Annotated in this window: 7 protein-coding genes; all 7 read right to left on the reverse strand. The window is 66.7% G+C overall.

Features of this window, described 5'->3' with window-relative positions; genetic code table 11:
- Nucleotides 1-487 (reverse strand): FGGY family carbohydrate kinase (locus tag I71_RS19645; protein ID WP_042696790.1); only part of this gene is annotated, 487 nt, incomplete at its 3' end.
- 21 nt (nucleotides 488-508) lie between these two features.
- Entirely contained in the window at nucleotides 509-1,432 is a 924-nt protein-coding gene (rbsK, locus tag I71_RS19650) for a ribokinase (RefSeq protein ID WP_042696792.1), read from the reverse strand.
- A gap of 31 nt (nucleotides 1,433-1,463) precedes the next feature.
- Nucleotides 1,464-2,549, reverse strand: coding sequence for an aldose 1-epimerase family protein (locus I71_RS19655; protein ID WP_042696795.1), 1,086 nt, complete (start codon nucleotides 2,547-2,549; stop codon nucleotides 1,464-1,466).
- 38 nt (nucleotides 2,550-2,587) lie between these two features.
- Nucleotides 2,588-3,580, reverse strand: a complete 993-nt coding sequence (locus I71_RS19660; protein WP_042696798.1) for an ABC transporter permease — start codon at nucleotides 3,578-3,580, stop codon at nucleotides 2,588-2,590.
- A gap of 12 nt (nucleotides 3,581-3,592) precedes the next feature.
- Nucleotides 3,593-4,570 carry an ABC transporter permease gene (locus tag I71_RS19665; RefSeq protein WP_042696801.1) on the reverse strand — a complete coding sequence of 326 codons (978 nt, stop codon included), beginning with the start codon at nucleotides 4,568-4,570 and terminating at the stop codon, nucleotides 3,593-3,595.
- Nucleotides 4,571-4,581: 11 nt separating this feature from the next.
- Nucleotides 4,582-6,084 carry a sugar ABC transporter ATP-binding protein gene (locus tag I71_RS19670; protein WP_042696804.1) on the reverse strand — a complete coding sequence of 501 codons (1,503 nt, stop codon included), beginning with the start codon at nucleotides 6,082-6,084 and terminating at the stop codon, nucleotides 4,582-4,584.
- An 84-nt stretch (nucleotides 6,085-6,168) separates the two neighbouring features.
- A partial coding sequence (locus I71_RS19675; protein WP_042696806.1) for a substrate-binding domain-containing protein occupies nucleotides 6,169-6,686 on the reverse strand: 518 nt, incomplete at its 5' end.

A 6,686-nucleotide genomic window follows, 5' to 3' on the forward strand; every position in this document is an offset into this window, starting at 1 on the left:
CGAAGAAATGGGCGGCGCGCCTCCAGCTTTGCGGCATCCTCTCCTTCAGCCACAGCAGCTTCGGCGTCTGCATCTCCGGCGATAGCCGCCCACCGACATAGCGCAGCACCTCATGCCCGCCGGCATTGATGCGGTCGGTCTGCTCGATGGCGCGATGGTCCATCCAGACGATGACGTTGCGGAAATCGTCGCCCTCCGGATCGACCGTCACCGGCTGCCCGGCGGCATCCAGCACCACCAGCGAGCAGGTGGCGTCGAAGCCGATGCCGACCACCTCCGGCTTTTCGGCGCAGGCGGCCAGCGCCTCCTGCACCGCGGCGCAGACGGCGGCCCAGATGTCGTCGGAGGATTGCTCCGCCCATTCCGGATCGGGCTTCCACATCCGGATCGGGCGGGAGGCCGCGGCCAGCCGGCGGCCGGCAAGGTCGAAGATACCGGCCCGCGCGCTGCCGGTCCCCACATCGACACCGATCACGGCGCGTGTCATGGCGTGTCCTCCCTCCGGTGCTTACAGGCTGGCGCAGAAGGCCTCGAACGCCTCGCGGCTGGCATAGGATTTCTGGGTGCCCGGCCGGGTGATGCTGTCGGCGGCATAGCGCACCGCCTTGTGCAGGGCGGCGTCCAAATCGCGGTTCTCCACATAGTACCGCGCGAAGCTGCCGATGAAGGCGTCGCCGGCCCCGGTGGTGTCGACCGGCGTCACCCGCACCGGCTCGATCCGTCGCGTCTCCTCGCCCTTGGTCACCAGCAACGCGCCACGGGCGCCCAGCGTGACGATCACCGTGCGGATGCCGCGCCCGATCAGCGAGCGCGCCGCCGTCTCGGCTTCCGCCTCCGAGGTCACCGGCAGACCGGAGATGGTCGCCAGTTCGGTCTGGTTCGGCACCAGGAAGGTCACCTGCTCGATCCGCTTTGGGTCGAGATCGCTCGGCGCCGGGGCCGGGTTCAGCAGGGTCTCGATGCCGTGCCGCGCGCCGAACTCGATGGTGTGGTAGATCGTCTCCAGCGGGACTTCCAACTGCATGACGATCAGGTCGCAGCCCTTCAGATCCTCGGCGGCGCGGTCGATGTCGGCTGGCGACAGCAGGGCGTTGGCGCCCTTGATGATCAGGATGCTGTTCTCGCCCGACGGTTCGACGAAGATGGGGGCGACACCGCTGGAGGTGCCGGGCACCCGCTCGACATAGCGGGTGTCGATGCCGGACGCCTCGAAGTTGCGGATGGTGTTGTCGGCGAAGATGTCGTCACCGACCTTGGTGACCATCATCACCTCGGCCCCCAGCCGGGCGGCGGCGATGGCCTGGTTGGCGCCCTTGCCGCCGCAGCCCATCTCGAAGCGCGGCGCCTCGATGGTCTCGCCGGGGGCGGGCATGCGGTCGGTGTAGGTGATCAGGTCGACCATGTTGCTGCCGACCACGGCGATCTTGCCCATCTTCGGTATCTCCTTGTCACTGCGCCCTAACTCACAGCGCCCGGATGGCGCATTCCTCGGCTTCGGCCTCGTCGGCGGTCAGGTAGCCCAGCCGCACCGAGAAGCGCCGGGTCTCGCCGCCGGCCAGCGTCTGGACATTGCCCTTGGCGCTCTCGGCGCTGTAGCCCTCCGGCTCGCAGGTGGAGGGCAGGGCGAAGGCGCAGACCTTCTGGTCGCTGTTGACCAGCACCCAGCGCACCGTCTTGGGAAACGCCCGCGTGCTGTAGGCGATGTGGAAGGCGTCGCCCTCCCGCCGCCGCATCATCACCGCGGTGCCGCCCTCCTCGTCGGTGCGCAGGCCGCGGATGTAGAAGACCTGTTCCGGGTCATAGCGGTGCGGCTCGTCCAGCACCTCCATCACCGCCGGATCGCGGGCGAGGTCGGCCAGCAGCGCGTCATAGGCCGGGCTGCGCGGCACATGGGCCGGCACCACCGTGCGCACCGCCGTCGCCTCCGGCGTGAAGGGCGCCGGCTGGACGATGCGGGCGCCCTCGGCGAAGGCGAAATTGACGTGGCACATGTACATCAGGTCCATGGCGGCACCCGACAGGTTCTCCACCGCCATCGCGATGTCGAACAGGGCGGCGCCGGGGCGCAGCACCACTCGCGGCTTGGCGACATAATGGGCGCCGAAGCCCATCACATACTCGCGCCGGCCGGTGACGGCCATGTAGGGGCCTTCGTCGTCCTCCCCCACCTCCAGCCCGGCGGAATCCATCGGCGCGCAGGGCATCTCGCCATGGAGGAGATGGCTGTCCTGCGGGCCGGGGCAGCCGTTGCGCAGCAGCCCGGAATGGAAGGCGAAGCAGCCATAGGTGCCGACGATCTCGCTGGCTGGGCGCGGCATGTCGAACATGTTCGACATCGTCAGGTCGACACCGTCGAACACGGCGTCCCACACCATCTGGCCGTAATAGGGCAGCACCACCAGATGCCCGCGCCGGTTGGACAGCCGCACCGCCTCGATCCCGCTGTCGTAGCGGAACAGGCTGGCGGTCATGCCGTGTGCTTCGGCGACCGGCCGCTCGGCCTCGCCGAAGAAGCTTTTGCGGAAATGGATTGCGGTTCGGACGCTCATGGGATTTCCTCCCTATCGGAAGCCGGCCTGGAAGCCGGTTAGCGGGTGCGGTTCTTGTAGGCGTTGATGGCGATGACCAGCAGAAGAAACGCTCCCCAGATGAAGTCGATCAGGTGGTTGGAGAAGCGCAGGATCTGGAACCCGCTCGACAGCAGCATCAGCGCCGCCACTGCGATGGTGATCCCCAGCACCGTTCCGCGCCCGCCGGCCGGGTTGGTTCCGCCCAGCACCGCGATCAGCACCGCCTGCAACAGGTAGGAGTTGCCGTAATCCGACTTCGCCGCGTTGGTCCGCCCCGACAGGATGATCCCGGCGACCGAGGCGAGCACGCCGGTGAGCATGTAGCTGTACAGCACCATCCGTTCCCGCTTCAGCCCGGCGAACAGGGCCGCCTTCGGGTTGGTGCCGATCAGCATCAGGTTGATGCCCAGCGCGGTGCGGCTCAGCACGAAGGCGATCAGCACGGCGATCACCGCGAACAGCACGAAGGGCGTCGCCAGCCCCAGGATTTTGCCGTTGCCAAGGAAGGCCCAGGCGGTGGGGAAGCCGACGATGGCCGGCCCGCCGGTCAGCACGATGGCGAGCCCGGTGAAGACCTGCCCCGTCCCCAGTGTCGCGAGGATCGGCGTGATGCCCAACCGGGTGATCAGCAGCCCGTTGACCGTCCCCGCCACCAGCCCGGTGCCGAGCGCGATCACCCCGCCCAGCAGGACGGTCAGGATGCTGCTGTCGGCGATGCCGGCGGCCCCAGCCATCTTGTGGAACAGCACGCCGGCCAGGATGCCCGACAGATTGGCGACCCCCACGACCGACAGGTCGATGCCGCCGGTCAGCATGGCGATCATCATCGCGATGGAGAGCAGCCCCAGTTCCGGGAAGATGTAGGTGATGGACTCGAAATTATAGTAGCGCAGGAACTTGTCAGGGCTGAGCGCCGTCATCACGGCGAAGATCAGCACCGTCATCACCAGCAGCTGGACGATGTTGTTGTCGCGGTTGGTCAGGCTGCGGATGTTCATTTGGGTTTTCATGCTCCCGCCTCCTCACGCCGCCCGGCGGCGGTCGCGCCACGCCGACAGGGCGGTCGCGGCGATGACGATCAGACCCACGACGACAAGCTGCCAAGTGGTGTCCACATGCATGATGATCAGGCTGTTCTTGACCATCACCAGCATGAAGACGCCGAGCATGGTGCCAAGTACGCTGCCGCGCCCGCCGAAAATCGATGCCCCGCCCAGCACCACCGCGGCGATCACGTCCAGCTCCAGCCCGACGAAGTCGCGTGGGTTGGCCAGCCAGATCATGCCGCTGTGCAGCAGCCCGGCAAAACCGGCCAGCGCGCCGGCGACGCAGTAAATGAAGAAGATGGTCTTGCGCAGATCGAAGCCGGCACGGCGCGCCGCCTCCGGATCGCCGCCCAAAGCATAGGCGCTGCGGCCGATCATGGTGTAGCGCAGCATCAGATGCATGGCGAGCGCCAGCCCGAGATAGATCAGCACCATCGCCGTCAGGCCATAGGTGGTGCCGTCGGCCTTTGTCACGCTGACCACGTCGGTGCGGGCGAAGTCGATCAGCGCGGTCGGCATCTTGTTGATGTTGATCATGCTGGTGCCGACGACGCCCAGCAGGAAACCGCGCACCATGGCGCTGGTGCCCAGCGTCACGATCAGCGGGATCATGCGGAATTTGTAGACGAAGAAGCCGTTCACCGCGCCGAACGCCAGCCCCATGAGGGTGGCGGCCAGCAGGGGCAGGGCGACGCCGTTGTATCCCAGCGCCAGCATCCCCTTGATCGTCAGATACATGGCGGCGACGGCGAAAGCCGGGAACGACACGTCGATGCCGCCGGAGATCAGCACCAGCAGCACGCCCATCGCCATGATGCCGATGATGACGTTGCTGCGCATCAGGCTGAACAGGTTGTCGAGCTGCCAGAAGGCGGGATTGATCGTGCCGATGAGGACCATGGCGAGCAGCAGGATGCCCGCGATGACCGTTTCCGACCGGCGGAGCAGGGCCATCGGTTCCTCCTTCAGGTAAAGGTCTTGAGCCGGTCGCTGACCGTCTCTTCGGTGACGGCGGCGGCGGGCAGATCCTCGATGAAGCGCCCGCGATGCATCAGCACGATGCGGTTGCAGTTCTGCACCAGCTCCAGCACGTCGTCGGAGATCATCAGGACGGCAAGGCCGTGATGCTGCGCCAGCTCCCGGATCTTGGCGTGGATTTCCGCCTTGGACCCGACATCGACGCCGACCGTCGGGCCGTTCAGGATCAGCACGCGGGCGTCGGTCAGCAGCCAGCGGGCCAGCACCACGCGCTGCTGGTTGCCGCCCGACAGCTGCATTACCGGCTTCTCGGCGGTGGGCGTGGCGATCTGCATCGCGCGGACCATGCCCTGCGTCATCTCCTCCGCTTGGCTGCGGTCGATCACCAGCTTGGGTGCCAGCCGCTCATAGGAGGTGGCGAGCATGTTGCGCTTGATGCTCTGCGGCAGGAACAGCCCTTCGGTCAGCCTGTCCTCCGGCACATAGGCGATGCCGGCGGCGATGGCCTCCTGGGTCGTGCGCAGCCGCACCGGTGCGCCGTCGATCAGGATTTCACCCTTATAGCCGGGGACCATGCCGAACAGCGCCAGGGCCAGATCGGTGCGGCCGGAGCCCAGCAGGCCCGACAGCCCGACGATCTCGCCCGGCCGGATGGCCAGCGTCAGATCCTCGCATTTGCCGGGCACGGTCAGGCCGCGGATCTCCAGCCGGGGCACCAGCGGCGGGCCGGGCGGAGGGGTCCAGACGTAGGGTTCGTTGAGGATGTCGCTGCCGGTCATGTGGCGGGTGATCAGCGCCTCGTCGAAGTCGCCGGTCGGCCCCTCCGCCACCTTGCGCCCGTTGCGGATGACGGTGATGCGCTCGCTGATCTCCAGCATCTCGCGCATCTTGTGGCTGACGAACAGGATGGCGATGCCGCGCGCCTGGATGTCGCGGACGATGTGGAACAGCGTCTCGACCTCCTTGCGGGTCAAGGCCGTGGTCGGCTCATCCATGATGATCAGGCGGGCGTCGGACATCAGCGCGCGGGCGATGGCGACCAGCTGCTTGCCGGCGGTCGGCAGCGAGGCGACCTCGGCATCGAGGTCAAGCTCCACGCCCAGCCGGTCCACCGCCTCGCGGGCGATGGCTCGGGTGCGCCGCCAGTTCATCAGGCGCCGCTTCTCGCCGAGATGGACGTTCATCGCCAGATTCTCGGCGACCGTCAGGTTCCCGAACAGGGAAAAGTCCTGGTAGATGACCTGAACGCCGTGGGCGATGGCCTCGATCGGCGACATGCCGGGCATCGTCCGGCCGTCGATCAGGATCTCGCCGCCATCCGGCTGATAGACGCCGGACATGATCTTGATGACGGTGGATTTGCCCGACCCGTTTTCGCCGGCCAAGCAATGGATCTCGCCGGGCTTGATGACCAGCGACATGGCGTCCAGCGCCACGACGCCGGCAAACACCTTCCGGATGTTCCGGAGTTCGATGAAACCGTCCGACATATCTTCCGCCCGGCGGTTCGAGGAAAGGGTGAAGACGCGGGCGCCGATGGTTGTCCCTCGCCACTGGCGCCCGCCTTCAGATCATCAGAAGTCGTAGGAGCCCATGTTCTCCTTGGTGACGCCGACCCAGCCCTGACCGTACAGCAGGTTGGCCTTGGCCCCCTGCGGCGTGGTCAGGGCGGTGTAGCCCGGCAGGCCCAGGTTCAGGCCGGCCTTGATCTGGTCCTTCTTGCCGTCCAGCGCCATCACCGCCAGCATGTTCATGGCATAGCCGGCGACCGCCGGATCCCAGAACTGGATGTACTGGATGTCGCCCTGGGTCAGATACTGGCCGGCCACCGACACCAGACCTGTGCCGGAGAAGAACAGCTTGTTCTTCAGCCCGCGTTCGGCCACCAGACGGCCGGCGCCGGCCGAGGTCGGCATCGGGCCGCCGACGATGCCCTTCAGGTCCGGATACGTGGTCAGGACTTCCTTCAGCTTGTTGTGGTCGGTGTTGGCGTCGTCATAGGTCTCCAGACGGTTGGTCACCATCTGCATCTTCGGGAAATGTTCCTTCTGATAGGCGATGGCGCCGTCGATCCATTCGTTCTGCGACTGGA

It is taken from the genome of Azospirillum sp. B506, from assembly GCF_000333595.1.
GTDB lineage: Bacteria > Pseudomonadota > Alphaproteobacteria > Azospirillales > Azospirillaceae > Azospirillum.

Excerpts from the sequence above, each read along its gene's own strand:
- rbsK (WP_042696792.1), bottom strand. The coding sequence starts at position 1,432 with ATGGGCAAGATCGCCGTGGTCGGCAGCAACATGGTCGACCTGATCACC.
- I71_RS19670 (WP_042696804.1), bottom strand. The coding sequence starts at position 6,084 with ATGTCGGACGGTTTCATCGAACTCCGGAACATCCGGAAGGTGTTTGCC.
- I71_RS19655 (WP_042696795.1), bottom strand. The coding sequence starts at position 2,549 with ATGAGCGTCCGAACCGCAATCCATTTCCGCAAAAGCTTCTTCGGCGAG.
- I71_RS19660 (WP_042696798.1), bottom strand. The coding sequence starts at position 3,580 with ATGAAAACCCAAATGAACATCCGCAGCCTGACCAACCGCGACAACAAC.
- I71_RS19665 (WP_042696801.1), bottom strand. The coding sequence starts at position 4,570 with ATGGCCCTGCTCCGCCGGTCGGAAACGGTCATCGCGGGCATCCTGCTG.